Origin of the sequence: Pseudoxanthomonas sp. GM95 (genome assembly GCF_900109775.1) — a bacterium.
In the GTDB taxonomy this organism is placed as follows: Bacteria; Pseudomonadota; Gammaproteobacteria; order Xanthomonadales; family Xanthomonadaceae; genus Pseudoxanthomonas_A.
Genome location: NZ_FOAX01000002.1, coordinates 1119622 through 1134192, shown reverse-complemented (window position 1 = coordinate 1134192; position 14571 = coordinate 1119622). Strand labels below are relative to the sequence as shown.

The following is a 14571-nucleotide window of genomic DNA, read 5'->3' as shown; positions in this document are numbered from 1 at the left end:
ATGCCGCCGCCGGATCCACGCCCCGGCTCGGCCGATTGCCCACCCGGCCCTTCCAAATCACGTCAATTGCCCCCACACAGGGGACTCGCTAGGCTGACCGATTCGCTCCGGATCGCACCTGCCGGCGCTCCCCTTCCCTGCACAGGCCAGACCCCCCAGGCATGGACAGTATCCGCATCCGCGGCGCACGCACGCATAACCTCAAGAACATCGACCTCGACCTGCCCCGCGACAAGCTGATCGTGATCACGGGCCTGTCCGGCTCGGGCAAATCCTCGCTGGCCTTCGACACCATCTACGCCGAAGGCCAGCGCCGCTACGTGGAGTCGCTATCGGCTTACGCGCGCCAATTCCTGAGCGTGATGGAAAAGCCCGACGTGGACCACATCGAGGGCCTGTCGCCGGCGATCTCGATCGAGCAGAAGTCGACTTCGCACAACCCGCGCTCGACCGTGGGCACGATCACCGAGATCTACGACTACCTGCGCCTGCTCTACGCACGCGTCGGCATTCCGCGCTGCCCGGACCACGGTTATCCGCTGGAGGCACAGACGGTCAGCCAGATGGTCGACCAGGTGCTGGCGCTGGATGGCGAACAGCGCTGGATGCTGCTGGCGCCGGTGATCCGCGAGCGCAAGGGCGAACATGCCCAGGTGTTCGACCAGCTGCGCGCGCAGGGCTTCGTCCGTGTGCGCGTGGACGGCGAGCTGTACGAGATCGATGCGGTGCCGCCGCTGGCGCTGCGCGTCAAGCACACCATCGAAGCGGTGATCGACCGCTTCAAACCGCGCGATGACATCAAGCAGCGCCTGACCGAAAGCTTCGAGACCGCGCTGAAGCTCGGCGACGGCATGGCCGCGGTGATGTCGTTGGACGATCCGGCCGCCGCGCCGCAGCTGTTTTCCTCCAAGTATTCCTGCCCGGTCTGCGACTACTCGCTTCCCGAACTGGAACCGCGCCTGTTTTCGTTCAATTCGCCGGTCGGCGCCTGCCCCAAGTGCGACGGCCTGGGCGTGGCGCAGTTCTTCGATCCGGCGCGCGTGGTCGTGCATCCAGAACTGTCGCTGTCGGCCGGCGCGGTGCGCGGCTGGGACCGGCGCAATGCGTACTACTTCCAGCTGATCGCTTCACTGGCCAAGCACTACAAGTTCGACGTCGATGCGCCCTGGATGATCCTGCCGGAGAAGGTCCAGCAGGCCGTGCTGTACGGCAGCGGCGATGAGCTGGTGAGCTTCACCTATCTCACCGAGGCCGGCGGGCGCACCCAGCGCAAGCACAAGTTCGAAGGCATCCTGCCGAACCTGGAGCGCCGCTACCGCGAGACCGAATCGCCGGCCGTGCGCGAGGAGCTGTCCAAGTACATCAGCGAGCAGGCGTGCCCCGAATGCGGCGGCGCACGCCTCAACCGCGCTGCGCGCAACGTCTTCGTCGCCGATCGCCCGCTGCCTGAGATCGCCGTGCTGCCGGTCGACCAGGCGCTGGCGTTCTTCACCGGCATGAAGCTCACCGGCTGGCGTGGCGAGATCGCGACCAAGATCGTCAAGGAAATCGGCGAGCGGTTGGGCTTCCTGATCGACGTCGGTTTGGATTACCTCACGCTGGAGCGCAAGGCCGACACGCTGTCCGGCGGCGAAGCCCAGCGCATCCGCCTGGCCAGCCAGATCGGCGCGGGCCTGGTCGGCGTGATGTACGTACTGGACGAGCCGTCCATCGGCTTGCACCAGCGCGACAACGAACGCCTGCTCGGCACGCTGACCCGCCTGCGCGACTTGGGCAACACGGTGATCGTGGTCGAGCACGACGAGGACGCGATCCGTGCGGCTGACTATGTGCTGGACATCGGCCCGGGCGCGGGCGTGCACGGCGGCGAGATCGTCGGCCAGGGCACGGTCGATGACCTGCTCAAGTCACCGCGTTCGCTGACCGGCCAGTACCTGTCGGGCAAGCGTGCGATCGAGGTGCCCAAGACGCGCCACAAGGCCAACCCGAAGATGACGCTCAAGCTCACCGGCGCCAAGGGCAACAACCTCAAGGGCGTGGACCTGGAAATCGGCGCAGGCTTGTTCACCTGCATCACCGGCGTGTCTGGGTCGGGCAAGTCGACGCTGATCAACGACACGCTGTTCTCGCTCAGCGCCAACGCGATCAACGGCGCCTCGCACCCGGTGGCGCCGTTCGGTGAAGTGCACGGCCTGGATCTGTTCGACAAGGTCGTGGACATCGACCAGTCGCCGATCGGCCGCACGCCGCGCTCCAATCCGGCGACCTACACCGGCCTGTTCACGCCGCTGCGCGAGCTGTACGCGCAGGTCCCCGAATCGCGTGCACGCGGTTATTCGCCGGGGCGTTTCAGCTTCAACGTGCGCGGCGGCCGCTGCGAGGCCTGCCAGGGCGATGGCCTGATCAAGGTGGAGATGCACTTCCTCCCCGACGTGTACGTGCCCTGCGATGTGTGCCACGGCAAGCGCTACAACCGCGAGACGCTGGAGATCCTCTACAAGGGCTTCAACATCAACGACGTGCTGGAGATGACGGTCGAGGATGCGCTGAAGCTGTTCGAGCCGGTGCCCTCGATCGCGCGCAAGCTGGAAACGCTGGTCGATGTCGGCCTGAGCTACGTCAAGCTGGGCCAGAGCGCGACCACGCTCTCCGGCGGCGAAGCGCAGCGCGTGAAGCTGTCCAAGGAACTCTCGCGTCGCGACACCGGGCGCACGCTCTACATCCTGGATGAGCCGACCACCGGCCTGCACTTCCACGACATCGAGCACCTGCTGGCCGTGCTGCATAAGCTGCGCGACGACGGCAACACCATCGTGGTGATCGAACACAACCTGGACGTGATCAAGACCGCCGACCAGGTGGTGGATCTGGGTCCGGATGGTGGCCACCGCGGCGGCACCATCATCGCCACCGGCACGCCGGAAGAGATCGCCGCCAATCCCGCCTCGCACACCGGCCGCTTCCTGGCCAAGCTGCTGCCCGAAACCACCGCCAAGGCCAGCAAGCCCGCCGCCGTGGCCAAGGCCGAGGTCCTGCCACCGCGGATGGCGGCCAAGGTCGCCGCCAAGCAGGCTGCGGTGAAGAAGAAGATCAAGAAGAAGGTGTCGTCATGAGTGATGCGAACGCAACCGCCAACGTCCCACGCCAGGTACTGGCGCGCGTGCCGATCAGCGTGCGCTGGCGCGACATGGATGCCTACGGCCACGTCAACAACGCCAAGTACATTTCCTACCTGGAAGAGGCGCGCGTGCACTGGCTGCATGGCGTGATGGGCGGCGCGAAGATGGGCACCGGCATCTCGCCAGTAGTGGCCAACACGCACGTCAACTATCGCCTGCCGATCGTGTGGCCCAACGACATCGTGGTGGAGCTGTTCGTCGAGCGCCTGGGCAATTCCAGCGTGACCATCGGTCACCGCATCGTGGCCGACAACGACGACACCGTGCTCTATTCCGATGGCCATGTGGTCGTGGTGTGGATCGACACCGCGACCGGCAAGAGCGCGCCGATGCCGGATGTGGTGCGTGCGGCGAGCACGGTCGCTTAAGCAGGAAGACATCGTGGGAGCCGCTCTACGTGGCCTCGGGCCATCAGCGGCGATGGACTTTGATCGGTGAAGCCTCATCGCCGCTGAAGCGGCTCCCACAACACGCTGGGACTAAGATCCGGGCGCAACGCTTCTGGGAGGAAGGCTGATGTCGGAACTGGTGCAGATCATTGAACACGGCGCGGTGCGTGAGCTGCGCCTGGCACGTGCGCCGGTCAACGCGCTGGACGATGCACTCTGCGCGGCCCTGCTCGACGCACTGCAGGCCGCCTTCGACGCCAACGTGGCGGGCATCGCGCTGTCGGGCAATGCCCGCGTGTTTTCCGGCGGACTGGACGTGCCGTACCTGCTGGGCCACGGCGCGGATCGCGACGCGCTGTACGCCAGCTGGGATGCTTTCTTCGCCGTCGCCAAGGCCCTGGCCAGCGCCCCGATGCCGGTCGCGGCCGCCCTCACCGGCCACGCGCCTGCAGGCGGTTGCGTCCTGGCACTGTGTTGCGACTACCGGGTGATGACCCGCAGCGCCGACCCGTCGCGTCCGCTGCAGATCGGCTTGAACGAAACCCAGGTCGGCCTGGCTGTGCCCGACGGCATCCAGCACCTGATGCGCCGCGTGATCGGCAAGCACCGCGCCGAACGCCTGCTGGTGGCCGGCGCGATGATCAGCGCCGAGCACGCCGCCGAGATTGGCCTGGTCGATGCCTTGGCCGACGATGCCGACGCGACGGTCACCACTGCACTTGCGTGGCTGCAGGCGATGGCAACTCTGCCGCAGGCGCCACTGCGCAAGACCCGCACGATCGCGCGCGCAGACATTCGCGCCGCGCTCGATCGGGTCGACCTCAATGACTTCATCGACGACTGGCAGCAGCCCGACACGCAGGCCGCGCTGCAGGCGATGGCGGCGCGCCTCAGGAAGTGACGGCCACCGGGCGCGCGGGATCGGAGATCCAGCCGCTCCACGAGCCGGTGTAGATCCGCGGGCCCGGCAGGCCGGCGTGTTCGAAGGCCAGCAGCAGATGGCAGGCGGTCACGCCGGAGCCGCACATCAGCACCACGTCTTCGGGTGCATGGCCGCCGAGTAACGGCAGTAGTTCATCACGCAGTGCCTGCGGATCGCGCAGGCGCCCATCCTGCAGGTTGTCGAGGAACGGCCGGTTGACCGCGCCCGGCACATGCCCGGCAACGCGATCCACATGCTCGTGGCGGCCGCTGTAGCGCTCCTCGGCACGCGCATCGACCAGCCAGCCCGGCGCGTCCTGCAGGCGCGCGGCGACGTCGTCGTCGCTGGCGATGCGCGCGGCGTCGTACGCACCCGGATAGGCCGCTGTGGACGGCGGCACAGGCACCTCATCTGACTCGGGCAACCCGGCGGCTTGCCAGGCGGCAGAGCCGCCATCGAGCACGGCCACGTGGGCGTGCCCCAACAGCTTCAGCATCCACCACAGGCGCGCAGCGGCCATGCTGCCGTCACCACCGTCATAGACCACGACCTGGTGCTGCGGCGCGATGCCCCACTGCCCCAGCTTCGCGGTGAACACCGAGGCATCGGGCAACGGATGCCGGCCCTGCCCCTGCGCAATTTTGGAGAGGTCAGCCAGATCCTCGTTGAGGTCGGCAAACACTGCATGCGGCAGGTGCGAGGCCTGATATCCCGCGCGCCCTGCCACGGAATCGGTGAGCACGAAACGTGCATCGACGATGCGCAGGTCCGGGTCGTGCAGGTGCAACACCAGCAGCGTGGGATCGACGAGCGTGGTCCAGTTCATGTGACAGCCTCCAGGCGGCGACGAAGGTTGTAGAGGATCGCGGCCGTCGCGCCCCAGATGCGCTGTTCGGCCCAGTCGTACTCCAGCACGGTGCGCTGGCGCCCCTTGAATTCCAGTTCGACGGTGCGCAGGCTCTGCGGCGCCATCAGGTAGTCCAGCGGTACTTCGAAGACTTCGGCGACTTCGTCCGGGTTGGGCACCGGCACGAAGGCCGGATCGATCACCGCGACCACCGGCGTCACCAGGAAACCGCTGACGGTGGCCAGCGTATCGAGCAAGCCAATCGGCTGGACCTGGTCGCGCTTGAGCGCAATTTCCTCATCGCTTTCGCGCAACGCCGCGGCGATCGCATCGGCGTCGCCCGGGTCCACGCGCCCCCCAGGAAAACTCACCTGTCCACCGTGATTGCGCAGGCCATCGTGGCGACGCGTGAGCAGCACGGTCGTGCCGCTGCTGCGCGGGACCAGGCCGGCCAGCACGGCGGCCGGCGCGGAAGGCCGTGCGGGCAGCAGGCCTTCGAGTTCCTGGTGATTCCACCCTTGCGGCTCAAGCGTGGCGTGCAGCGGATGCAGCGCGCGCTCCAGCGCGGCACGTTCGGGCAACAACGGGGACAAAGCAGCGTGCATGCGGGCGCGTTCGGGCAGACGATCCATCAGGGCCTTGCGGGCATCATCGCCCATCTGCGACCAGCCCGCGATCTCGTCCAGCGTGCGCAGGCAGCCATCGCACACGCCATCCCCGCGCATCCTGCAGATCCCGATGCACGGCGAAAGGACGGAAGGCGTTGCCACGGACATGCGAAAGAGATTCCTGCAAAGAAAACGTAAGGCCGTAAACGACGATGCGCCGGACAGGCCGGCGCATCGTCAGGTCACGCATGAAGCCAGCGACTTACTTGACGCTGATCAGCTTGACGTCGAACACGACAGCCTGGTTCGGGCCGATCGGGGACTGCGGGGTGTTGCCGTAGGCCTTGTCGGCCGGCAGGGTCACTTCCCAGCGCGAACCGGCGGGCATCATGACCAGCGCATCGCGCAGGCCTGCCAGCGGGATCTCGCTAACCTTCAGACTGGCCGGCGGCGGCGCGGTGGTCTGGCCCTGCGGCGGGCTGAAGGTATCGACGAAGGTACGGCCGTCGGACAGCGAGCCCTTGTACTGGATGGTCACGGTGCTGGCCTGGGTCGGCTTGGCGCCGCTACCGGCTTCGACCACGCGGTACTGGACGCCGCCCGGCAGGGTCTGCACGCCGGCCTTGGACTTGTTCTGCGCCAGGTAGGCATCGGACTTGGTCTTGTTCGCGGCCGAAGCCTGGTCGAACGCAGCCTTGGCCTTGGCCTGCTGGCGGGATTCCATCTGCTGCACGGCGGTGCGGAGCTGGTCAACCGGCACGGTCGGATCCTTCTTCGCATAGCCTTCGTTCAAGGCCTTCTGCACGGTGGCCAGGTCGATGGATTCGCCGCTCTCGATCAGGTTGCGGCCCAGGTCGTAACCCAGCGCGTAGCTGAGCGCATTACGGTCAGGGGCGGCAGTGGACGCGGGAGCAGCGGGCGAGGTCTGTGCGGCGGCGGTGCCTGCGGCCAAGGTCATGGCCAGCACGCTGGCTGAAAGCAAACGCAACTTCATGTCTTACAAACCTCCGGTATTGGGGATGGGTCAAGCAGCTAGCGACCCAGATGGACGCGCTAGGATAGCCCCCGCCGCACTTAACGGCCAGTGAGGGGTAGGTCGCATTGACCGGCCTCCGTGACAGAAAGTTCCGGCTTTACTTTTTATTTACAAAATAAGGGCCTCCATGGGCGAATCTCCTGTCCTGATCGCCGATTCCGGCGCCATCCGCCGGATCACGATCCAGCGTCCCGACAAACTCAACGCATTGAATGCGGAGACGATCGCGGCACTGACCGAGGCTTTCCACGATGCCGATGCGGACCCGTCCGTGCGCGTAGTCGTGCTGACCGGCGCGGGACCGAAAGCCTTCGTCGCCGGCGCGGACATCAGCGAGATGGCCGACATGGGCGCGATGGACGGACGCGACTTCGGCCTGCGCGGTCAAGCGCTGATGCGCACCATCGAAACCCTGACCAAGCCGGTGATCGCACGGATCAACGGCTTTGCCTTGGGCGGCGGGCTGGAGCTGGCGATGGCCTGCCACCTGCGCATCGCCTCGGACAACGCCAAGGTCGGCCAGCCCGAGATCAACCTGGGCCTGATCCCCGGCTTCGGCGGCACCCAGCGCCTGCTGCGCCTGGCCGGGCGTGCCGCGACGCTGGAGCTGTGCCTGCTCGGCGCGCCGATTACCGCTGCGCGTGCGCTGGAGCTGGGCATCGTCAATGAAGTGGTCGCCGTCGATGCCCTGGACGCACGCGTCGATGCGCTGGCCACACAGCTGTCCAACGCCGCGCCGCTGGCGTTGCGCGCGATCCTGGAATCGGTGATCCACGGCGGCGAATGCGCGCTGGGCGAAGGCCTGCAGTTCGAAGGCGCGCAGTTCGGCCTGATGTTCGCCACCGCCGACATGCGCGAAGGCACCGCGGCCTTCGTCGAGAAGCGCAAGCCGAGTTTCTCGGGACGCTGATGCACGCCACGCCCCACGATTGCACGACGCTGCAGCAGCTGGCCGCATTGCTGGCCGAAGACCAGGTCGATGCCGCGCTCGATGCGAGCCTGATGGACGCCGCCCCGGACATCGACTGCACCGCGTGCGCTGCGGCCAGCGCGCAGGTGCTGGCCGCGCAGCAACGCCTCCAGACCGCCTGGGCCGCACGCGAACGCTATCGCGCGCGTGGCTTGCGATTGGCGCGGCGCGCGGCCGAGCGCCAGGCCCGACGCGCACCGCCACCGGCGCCGTCCAGCACCCCGACCCCGCCTTCCCTGCCCCCCGCCGTGGCCGCCGCGCTGGCACGCGCCAAGGCCCGCGCTGCCGGAACCCCGAACACGTGAGCACCTCCGTTGCACGCCGCTCCCGCACGCTCACGCGCGCGGAGATCGAGACCCTGTTCTCGCGCCTGGCCGAACTCAATCCCAATCCGACCACCGAGCTGGAATACAGCTCGCCGTTCGAGCTGTTGATCGCGGTGATCCTGTCGGCGCAAGCCACCGACGTGGGCGTCAACAAGGCCACGCGCAAGCTGTATCCGGTGGCCAATACGCCGCAGGCGATCCTGGACCTGGGCGAGGAAGGATTGAAGCGCTACATCTCCACCATCGGCCTGTTCAACGCCAAGGCCAGGAATGTCATCGCCACCTGCCAGATCCTGGTCGAGCAGCATCACGGTGAGGTGCCGCGCAAACGCGAGTCGCTCGAAGCGTTGCCCGGCGTCGGTCGCAAGACCGCCAATGTGGTGCTCAACACCGCCTTCGGCGAATCGACGATGGCGGTGGACACGCATATCTTCCGCGTCGCCAATCGCACCGGCCTGGCACCGGGCAAGGACGTGCGCGTGGTCGAGGACAAGCTGGTCAAGGTGATCCCGGCGCACTACCTGTACAACGCGCACCACTGGCTGATCCTGCATGGACGCTATGTGTGCAAGGCCCGCAAGCCGGACTGCCCGCAGTGCGTGATCAGCGACCTGTGCCGCTTCAAGGACAAGACGCCGGACAGCGTGGACGTGCGCTGACCAGCGTCGATCTCTAACGCAGTTTCGTGGTCAACGAAGTGGGAGTCCGGCACGCGCGACCGAACTCCCGTCTTCGCAAGCCGGCGGCTAAGCCGGCTTCAGCCCCACGCGCGAAGGCCCGGTGCCTTCGGTGCGTTTGCCCAACGCATTCCAGTCCACGACCAGCTCATTGCCGCGCGAGGCCGCGTTGCGGGCGAAGTCGCGCAGCAGCTCCAGGCAGGCGTGATCGACATGGCGCAGACGAGTCACGTCCAGGTGCAGCGCCTTGCCGGGCGGAACGCGTTCCAGCGTGCGCGCCATCTCCGGCACGCGCAGGAAGGTGGCCGAACCATCCAGCGCCATCACCAGCTTGTTGCCCTCGCCTTCGGGCTCGCTGACTTCCATCTTCAACCGCGAGGAATGCAGCGACAGGCGCAGCAGCGACAGCGCAAAGCCGATGATCACGCCGGTCAGCAGGTCGGTAGCCACGATCGCGACGGTGGTCGCGATGTAGACCGCCGCCGTTCCACGACCATACGCCGCCAATCCCTTAACCTGCTTGAGGTTGACCATCTTCAGCCCGGTGAACACCAGGATGCCGGCCAGGCAGGCCACCGGCGTCATGCGCAGCAGCCACGGCAGCAGCATCGCGAACACCAGCAGCCAGCCCCCGTGCAGGATGGTGGACAGGCGCGTGGCGGCGTTGGCCTGCACGTTGGCCGCGCTGCGCACGATCACGCCGGTCATCGGTAGCGCGCCGAGGAAACCGCACACCATGTTGCCCACGCCCTGCGCCGCCAGCTCGCGGTCGTATTGCGTGCGCGCGCCGGTGTGCATGCGATCCACCGCCGCGGCTGACAGCAACGTTTCGGCGCTGGCGATGAAGGCGAAGGTCAGCGCCGAGACCAGCAGCGTGGTATCGAGCAACCCGGCCAGGTCGGACAGGCTGGGGATCGACACGGCCGAAAACAGGTTGGCCGGCACATCGACCTTCTTCACCTCCACGCCCATGACCTGCACCGCCGCAGTGATGCCGACCACCGCCAGCAGCGCGCCGGGGACGAAGCGCAGCTTGGCCGGGCGCAGCTTTTCCCAGCCGAGCATGATCGCGATCGTGCCCAGCCCTACCACGAGTGCCGCGCTGCCGGCGCCACCGGTGACCGCTTCCCACAGCACCGCAGGCAAGGCCGCGAAGTTTTCCAGTCCGCGCGCCTTCGGGTTGGCGTCCATCAGCACGTGCGACTGCGAGGCCACGATCAGGATGCCGATGCCCGACAACATGCCGGCCACCACCGCCGGCGAGGTCATGCGGAACCAGACGCCGACCCGGCACAGCCCGGCGATGAGCTGGATCAGGCCCGCCAGCAGGATCACCGGGCCGAGCGCGGCCACGCCGTGCTGGCGCACCAGCTCGAACACCAGCACCGCCAGGCCGGCGGCCGGGCCGCTGACCTGCAATGGCGAACCGGCGATCAGGCCGACCAGGAGGCCGCCGACGATGCCGGTGATCAGGCCCGAAGCCGGTGACATGCCCGACGCGATCGCGATGCCCATGCACAGCGGCAGCGCGACCAGGAACACGACCACCGACGACAGCAGGTCGCGTCCGAACAGGCCTTGCGAGAAATACCCGGCGCGCGCCGGCGTCTGGATCGAAGCGCTCATGGCAGGCCCCTCAGGCGGCAACGTCTTCGGTCTGCAGCAGGCTCAGGCGCGCCGGCGGCGTGGCTTCGGGTGCGGCGCCATGTTCGCGCGACAGCAGCGGCGCAAACTGGCCGGTCGCCGCATCGAAGGCGCGGATATCGCCAGCGGCGATGTCATAGATCCAGCCGTGGATGCGCAGCGTACCGTGGGCCAGACGCGTGGCCACTACCGGCTGCGTGCGCAGGTGGTCGAGCTGGGAAATGATGTTTTCCTCGGTCAGGCAGGCCAGGCATTCGGACGAATCATGCGCATGGCCATGCGAGGCGGCGACATGGCGCGCGGTGTCGGCGTGGCGCAGCCACGCGGCGACCGATGGCAGGCCATCGAGCGATTCGGGCTTGAGCACAGCCTTCATCGCGCCGCAGTCGGTGTGGCCGCAGACCACGATGTTGGAGACACCCAGCACACCGACCGCGTACTCGATCGCCGCGGTGACGCCACCGACGTGGTTGGAATACGGCGGGACGATATTGCCGATGTTGCGCAGGACGAACAGCTCGCCCGGATCAGCGTTGAACATCAGCTCGGGCATCACGCGCGAATCGGCGCAGGTGATGAAGAAGGTATGCGGCGTCTGGCCCGAGGCCAGGCGTTCGAACACGTCCTGCTGTTCCGGATAGACGTGTTCTTTGAAGTGGGTGAAACCTTTCAGCAAAGCTTCCATGGGGGAGCACCTTTTTTTGAGGACATGGATCACCGCCCCGCGACGCGGTGCGTGCGGAGGGTCGGGCAGGACAAGGGATGACGCGGGAGGAAGCGCCCGGGCTGCGTCAGTGCGTCAGGCGCGCGAGGGAACTCAGGCGCTGGGAGGACGCAGCAGCGTGTCCACGTGCGTGTCGAAGCGGGCCGGCGCGGGCGCTTGCCGCACAGCATGGCGTACGTGGTCGGTGACCCGGATCGACCAGGCCACGTCATGGGTATCGTCAGGCAGATCCGGCAGGCCGCTCCAGCCAGAGCGCTCTTCTTCCAGCAGTGCTGGCGGGCCGTGTTCTTTTGTCGTGGTGTCTTCGTACGAAGCGGAGGCTTCGATGATGTGCGCTACGCCGTCGAGCTGTGCGCCTGCAGCCTGCGCACCGAGCATGCGCGGCTGCACGCATAGCAACGCGAGCAATAGCGTGAGGCACAGTAGCGAGAGACGTCGGGCGAGCACGGCAGTCATGCCCCGACCGTAGCGAATGTTTCAGAAATCCTGCAAGTGGTGCATTGCACAAAACGCAGCATCCACGCGCGCTCGTTCACGTAACGACATCACGCATCGCAAACGTGACCGCTGGAAAGCCAACGGCGGCGGTGCTTTCGCACCGCCGCCGTTGGGCACACCACATCGATGACGATGCGGTCAGAAGGAGACGTCACCCCACACACCGAATTCCTGGGTGTGTAGATCGATTGTGGTGTCGTTCTCGTTCTTGGTGTCCTTGTACACGGCCGCCAGCTTGAAGCCCTTGGTGACCGGGAACTCGACGCCCAGGTTGAAGTACTTGTTCTCGCGGCTCGGATCGACGTCCTTGCTGGTGTTGGCCTTGTCGTAACGGGCGAAGGCATTGATGCCGGTGGCGGTCAGCGGCACGCTGCCCCACACCGACCAGCCATCGGCCTTGTCGTCAACCACATTGGTGACGGCCCAGTTCTTGGCCTGGAACCACTCGGCACCGACGCGGAAGCCCTTCGGATTGGCGTAGGCAGCCATCAGGTTGACACGCTCGGCAGTCTGCGGCGGATCGATATTCTCGGTTTCCTGGCCGCGCTTGCCGCTGTAGCCACCGACGGCGATGACGGTGTCCGAGGTTGGGGTGAAAGCTACGCGGGCTTCCACGTCCACGCTCTTGCTGCGGCTGAAGTTGCGGTAGCCACGACCGTTGACCACGGACACCTGGTAATTGGCAATGCCGCCGCCCAGGTCACCCAAGGCATGCATACCCCAGTCAGACGAGGTGCCATAGGACAGGCGGTCGGTCAGCGTGTTCTCAACATAGCGCATGCCGTAGAACTTCTCGGCGTACGGAATCCACGGCATGTCCGCCGCACCGATGCGCAAGGTAAAGGCGTCGTCGAACTTGCCCTGCACGTAGGCCTTCTTCACGAACACTTCGGTGTTGGAGATGGCCGACAGGTACTGGAAGTCGGTGGTCAGGTTGGCCGACCAGATGTCGTTGAATTTGTGGTCGACGGTCAAGTAGAAGCGCTTGACGTCGAAACCGGTGCCGCTGGAATCGGTCTTTTCGCCGTTGTCCTTTTGGCTGATGCTGCTCGCATCGAAGAACATGCGGCCGCCGATCTTGGTGTCGTTGACCAGCTTGGCCAGCTTGTCCACGCTTTCCTTGGTCTTCTGCGTATCTTCAATCGCCTGGGCCTGGGCGACGTTGACGTCGGACTGGGCATCGGCCTGGGCCTGCTGGTCGGCCGTCTGGGCCTTCAGCGCGTCAAGCTGGGCCTGCAGCTGGGCCATCTGCGCCTGCAGCTGGGCCATCTGTTCGGCGGTCACGGCCGGGGCCTTGGCCGCGGTCTTGGTGGCAGCGGCAGCGTCGCCCGCAAAGGCAAGGCTGGACAGCCCGAGGCCCGCGACGATCGCGGTAGCGAGCAGATTGGAACGCATGGTGACTCTCCACGAGGTTGGGTTGGATGTGGCGACACCGGCCCCCTCGTAGGAAGGGTCCGGCGCTGAACGGCGTGAAGATTCCGTCAAGCGCATGACAGCTCCGCGTCAGGTAAATGTCAGGAAAAAGACAGTACCCACTGTCGAGTCCGTCACAGCGGCCTGTCATATTTCTGAAACCGCCCGTCCTCGAAACCGTCATCGAACGGTCGTGCAATGGCGCCGCTGCCACCTGCCGTGGCGTCGTCTCCATTCATCCGAGGACTCAACCGTGACTTCCCTTCCCAAGGCCCGCCTTGCACTGGCCTTTGCTCTGGCCTCCTGCGTGTTCGCTGCCAACGCGACCGATGTGACCGGCGCTGGCTCCAGCTTCGTGTATCCCGTGCTGTCCAAGTGGTCGGCGGCCTATGCCGAGAAGAGCGGCAACCACGTCAACTACCAGTCCATCGGTTCCGGTGGCGGCATCGCGCAGATCAAGGCCGCCACGGTCGATTTCGGCGCTTCGGACAAACCACTGGACGCCGCTGACCTGACCAAGTCGGGCCTGGGCCAGTTCCCGGTGGTGATCGGCGGCATCGTGCCGGTGTTCAACGTGCCGGGCGTCGCCCCGGGCGCGCTGAAGCTGGACGGCACCACGCTGGCCAACATCTTCATGGGCAAGATCGCCAAGTGGAACGACCCGGCCCTGGCCGCGTTGAACCCGGGCCTGGCCCTGCCCGACCTGCGCATCACCGTGGTGCACCGCTCCGATGGTTCGGGCACCAGCTTCAACTTCACCAACTACCTGTCCAAGGTGAGCCCGGACTGGAAGGCCAAGGTCGGTGAAGGCACCGCCGTGACCTGGCCGAGCGGCATCGGCGGCAAGGGCAACGAAGGCGTGTCGGCCTATGTGCGCCAGATCAAGGGCGGCGTCGGCTACGTCGAGTACGCCTACGCGCTGCAGAACAAGCTCTCCTACGCCGCCATGCGCAACGCCGCCGGCAAGACCCTGCTGCCGAGCAGCGAGGCCTTCGCCGCCGCCGCCGCCACCGCGGACTGGAAGTCGGCCAAGGACTTCAACCTGATCATGACCAACGCGCCGGGCGCCGACGCGTGGCCGATCACCGCCACCACCTGGGCGATCATGTACAAGAAGCCCAAGAGCGCCACCCAGACCAAGGCCGCGCTGGACTTCTTCAAGTGGTCCTTCGAGCAGGGCCAGTCGCAGGCCGAAGCGCTGGACTACGTCCCGCTGCCGCCGTCGCTGGTGCAGCAGATCGAAGCCTACTGGGCCAGCAGCATCAAGTAAGCCGCCTCGCAGCGGGTTGCCGGCAGCGTCTCTCTCCCTGCCGGCCACATCGCCACCGAAGCAAGAAA

General features: G+C 66.5%; 14 protein-coding genes. 7 read left to right on the top strand and 7 right to left on the bottom strand.

Annotated elements, in window-relative coordinates:
• The first annotated feature begins 161 nt into the window (after positions 1-161).
• The 3 genes from uvrA (at position 162) to BMZ17_RS13045 (ending at position 4469) form a co-directional block, all read left to right on the top strand.
• Complete coding sequence (gene uvrA / locus BMZ17_RS13055) at positions 162-3113, top strand: excinuclease ABC subunit UvrA (RefSeq protein WP_093138992.1); 2952 nt, start codon at positions 162-164, stop codon at positions 3111-3113.
• Entirely contained in the window at positions 3110-3547 is a 438-nt protein-coding gene (locus BMZ17_RS13050) for an acyl-CoA thioesterase (RefSeq protein WP_093138991.1), read from the top strand. Before uvrA ends, BMZ17_RS13050 begins: the two co-directional genes overlap by 4 nt.
• 148 nt (positions 3548-3695) lie before the next feature.
• On the top strand, positions 3696-4469 hold the full coding sequence (locus BMZ17_RS13045; protein WP_093138990.1) for an enoyl-CoA hydratase/isomerase family protein: 774 nt from the start codon (positions 3696-3698) through the stop codon (positions 4467-4469).
• On the opposite strand, the gene BMZ17_RS13040 is transcribed toward BMZ17_RS13045, so the two are convergent.
• The 3 genes from BMZ17_RS13040 to BMZ17_RS13030 form a co-directional block, all read right to left on the bottom strand.
• A complete protein-coding gene (locus BMZ17_RS13040) occupies positions 4459-5316 on the bottom strand; it encodes a sulfurtransferase (RefSeq protein WP_093138989.1) in 858 nt (285 codons plus the stop codon). The genes BMZ17_RS13045 and BMZ17_RS13040 overlap by 11 nt on opposite strands.
• Positions 5313-6113: a CoA pyrophosphatase gene (locus BMZ17_RS13035; protein ID WP_093138988.1), complete on the bottom strand. Its 801-nt coding sequence runs from the start codon at positions 6111-6113 to the stop codon at positions 5313-5315. Before BMZ17_RS13035 ends, BMZ17_RS13040 begins: the two co-directional genes overlap by 4 nt.
• Positions 6114-6207: 94 nt before the next feature.
• Positions 6208-6939 carry an FKBP-type peptidyl-prolyl cis-trans isomerase N-terminal domain-containing protein gene (locus tag BMZ17_RS13030; protein WP_093138987.1) on the bottom strand — a complete coding sequence of 244 codons (732 nt, stop codon included), beginning with the start codon at positions 6937-6939 and terminating at the stop codon, positions 6208-6210.
• Between the two features lie 169 nt (positions 6940-7108).
• Here BMZ17_RS13030 and BMZ17_RS13025 point away from each other — a divergent pair, with 169 nt between their 5' ends.
• From BMZ17_RS13025 to nth, 3 genes are read left to right on the top strand one after another with little or no spacing between them, the layout of a single operon-like run.
• Entirely contained in the window at positions 7109-7891 is a 783-nt protein-coding gene (locus tag BMZ17_RS13025; RefSeq protein WP_093138986.1) for an enoyl-CoA hydratase/isomerase family protein, read from the top strand.
• Entirely contained in the window at positions 7891-8256 is a 366-nt protein-coding gene (locus BMZ17_RS13020; protein ID WP_093138985.1) for a hypothetical protein, read from the top strand. Before BMZ17_RS13025 ends, BMZ17_RS13020 begins: the two co-directional genes overlap by 1 nt.
• A complete protein-coding gene (gene nth / locus BMZ17_RS13015) occupies positions 8253-8936 on the top strand; it encodes an endonuclease III (protein ID WP_093138984.1) in 684 nt (227 codons plus the stop codon). The genes BMZ17_RS13020 and nth overlap by 4 nt, the downstream gene beginning before the upstream one ends.
• A gap of 87 nt (positions 8937-9023) precedes the next feature.
• On the opposite strand, the gene BMZ17_RS13010 is transcribed toward nth, so the two are convergent.
• From BMZ17_RS13010 to BMZ17_RS12995, 4 genes are all read right to left on the bottom strand, one after another.
• Entirely contained in the window at positions 9024-10580 is a 1557-nt protein-coding gene (locus BMZ17_RS13010) for a SulP family inorganic anion transporter (protein ID WP_093138983.1), read from the bottom strand.
• A 10-nt stretch (positions 10581-10590) separates the two neighbouring features.
• The gene (locus BMZ17_RS13005) at positions 10591-11283 is read right to left on the bottom strand and encodes a carbonic anhydrase (protein WP_093138982.1); all 693 of its coding nucleotides are present in this window, start codon (positions 11281-11283) and stop codon (positions 10591-10593) included.
• A gap of 132 nt (positions 11284-11415) precedes the next feature.
• Complete coding sequence (locus BMZ17_RS13000; RefSeq protein ID WP_139202915.1) at positions 11416-11778, bottom strand: hypothetical protein; 363 nt, start codon at positions 11776-11778, stop codon at positions 11416-11418.
• A 180-nt stretch (positions 11779-11958) separates the two neighbouring features.
• Positions 11959-13215, bottom strand: a complete 1257-nt coding sequence (locus BMZ17_RS12995; RefSeq protein ID WP_093138980.1) for a porin — start codon at positions 13213-13215, stop codon at positions 11959-11961.
• A 271-nt stretch (positions 13216-13486) separates the two neighbouring features.
• Between BMZ17_RS12995 and pstS the strand changes: the two genes are divergently transcribed.
• On the top strand, positions 13487-14503 hold the full coding sequence (gene pstS, locus BMZ17_RS12990) for a phosphate ABC transporter substrate-binding protein PstS (RefSeq protein WP_093138979.1): 1017 nt from the start codon (positions 13487-13489) through the stop codon (positions 14501-14503).
• The last annotated feature ends 68 nt before the right edge of the window (positions 14504-14571 follow it).

Coding starts and splice junctions, on each gene's coding strand:
- BMZ17_RS13005 (WP_093138982.1), bottom strand. CDS start 11,283: ATGGAAGCTTTGCTGAAAGGTTTCACCCACTTCAAAGAACACGTCTAT.
- BMZ17_RS13035 (WP_093138988.1), bottom strand. CDS start 6,113: ATGTCCGTGGCAACGCCTTCCGTCCTTTCGCCGTGCATCGGGATCTGC.
- BMZ17_RS13040 (WP_093138989.1), bottom strand. CDS start 5,316: ATGAACTGGACCACGCTCGTCGATCCCACGCTGCTGGTGTTGCACCTG.
- BMZ17_RS13030 (WP_093138987.1), bottom strand. CDS start 6,939: ATGAAGTTGCGTTTGCTTTCAGCCAGCGTGCTGGCCATGACCTTGGCC.
- BMZ17_RS13010 (WP_093138983.1), bottom strand. CDS start 10,580: ATGAGCGCTTCGATCCAGACGCCGGCGCGCGCCGGGTATTTCTCGCAA.
- BMZ17_RS13050 (WP_093138991.1), top strand. CDS start 3,110: ATGAGTGATGCGAACGCAACCGCCAACGTCCCACGCCAGGTACTGGCG.
- BMZ17_RS13000 (WP_139202915.1), bottom strand. CDS start 11,778: ATGACTGCCGTGCTCGCCCGACGTCTCTCGCTACTGTGCCTCACGCTA.
- BMZ17_RS13020 (WP_093138985.1), top strand. CDS start 7,891: ATGCACGCCACGCCCCACGATTGCACGACGCTGCAGCAGCTGGCCGCA.
- BMZ17_RS13045 (WP_093138990.1), top strand. CDS start 3,696: ATGTCGGAACTGGTGCAGATCATTGAACACGGCGCGGTGCGTGAGCTG.
- BMZ17_RS12995 (WP_093138980.1), bottom strand. CDS start 13,215: ATGCGTTCCAATCTGCTCGCTACCGCGATCGTCGCGGGCCTCGGGCTG.
- uvrA (WP_093138992.1), top strand. CDS start 162: ATGGACAGTATCCGCATCCGCGGCGCACGCACGCATAACCTCAAGAAC.
- BMZ17_RS13025 (WP_093138986.1), top strand. CDS start 7,109: ATGGGCGAATCTCCTGTCCTGATCGCCGATTCCGGCGCCATCCGCCGG.